At 64.6% G+C, this 1,224-nt stretch carries 1 protein-coding gene; it reads right to left on the bottom strand.

All coding sequences use genetic code 11. The features are described 5' to 3' along the window. Nucleotides 1-5: 5 nt before the first annotated feature. Nucleotides 6-1,162, bottom strand: a protein-coding gene (locus tag ACVOL0_RS20350) for an IS3-like element ISStma5 family transposase (protein ID WP_481550626.1) whose coding sequence is annotated in 2 segments (ribosomal slippage) — nt 6-922 and nt 922-1,162 — 1,158 coding nt in all. Because the reading frame shifts where the segments join, the coding sequence is not laid out codon by codon here. Between the last annotated feature and the right edge of the window lie 62 nt (nt 1,163-1,224).

Here is a 1,224-nt window from a genome sequence, read left to right as displayed (position 1 = left end):
GGGTTCTACCCCGAAATCACGGACGGTTGTAAAAGGGCTGAGAACTTCTGGTCTTGCCTGGCGACCCTTCGTCGCATCCTCGGGTTGTGGAACCGCTCGATGTATTCGAACACATCCGCCCTCGCGGCATCGAGCGTTGGGTAGGTCATGCGGTAGACCCGCTCGCGCTTGAGCAGGCCGAAGAAGCCTTCGCACGCGGCGTTGTCACCGCAGTGGCCCACCGCGCTCATCGAGCACACCAAGCCGTTGGCCGCCAGGTAACGCTGGTAGTCGCCGCTTCGGAACTGGCTGCCACGGTCGGAGTGCAGGATCAGTGGATGGCTGCCTTGGCGCTGCCAGACCGCCATCTGCACGGCCCTGATCACCATCTGACGATCCTGACGATGATGCATTGACCACCCCACCACCCGCTGGTCAAACAGGTCCAGCACGATGCACAGATACAGCTTGCCTTGCCGGGTCTTGAGCTCGGTGATCTCGGTGACCCACCTGGTCTCCGGCTCCAACGCGGTGAAGTCCCGCTCCAGCAGGTTGCGCACACCCGGCGGCGTCAGCGCCGGCTTGCCGCGCTGGCCTCGCCGCTTCGGTCGCGGCCAACCCTGCAGGCCATCGGTCGCCATCAGACGCGCCACCCGGTTCAGGCTCGCCGTCTCGCCTTCCTCGGCAAGGTCTTCATGCATCCGGCCGGCGCCCAATGTGCCCCGGCTGTCCTCATGCAACTCACGGATCCGGCCGAGCAAGCGCTGGTTGTCGCGCTCCCGGGCACTGGGCAAGCGCTTACTCCAGTCGTAGTAACCGCTGGCCGAGACCCGCAGGCAACGACACATCAGTCGCACTGGAAACTCATCGCGGCAACGTTCGATCACCTGATACCTCAGGATGATCCCTTGGCAAAGAACGTCGCCGCTTCTCGCAAAAAATCCCGCTCCTTCTTCACCCGGGCCAGCTCGCGCTTGAGCCGCGCCAGTTCCTCGTCCCGGGGCGTCCCGGTGCCACCGAAGGCCACCTGGCCCCGGCTCTGGGCCTCCCGCTTCCAGCGGGTCAGCAATGCATCCCGGATCCCCAGCTCCCGGGCCACCTGGGCACAGCTGACGCCCGGCTGGCTGGCCTGCTCAACCGCACCGCGCTTGAACTCGGTGCTGAACTTCCTTCGCTTCGACATGAACACTCCTCATGGCCTTGATCGGCCTTCTCGTAAGTGTCCGTGAAAACGGGGGTGAACCC

It is taken from the genome of Stenotrophomonas sp. STEN021 (assembly GCF_056760175.1).
This window is presented reverse-complemented; position numbering and strand designations above follow the sequence as displayed.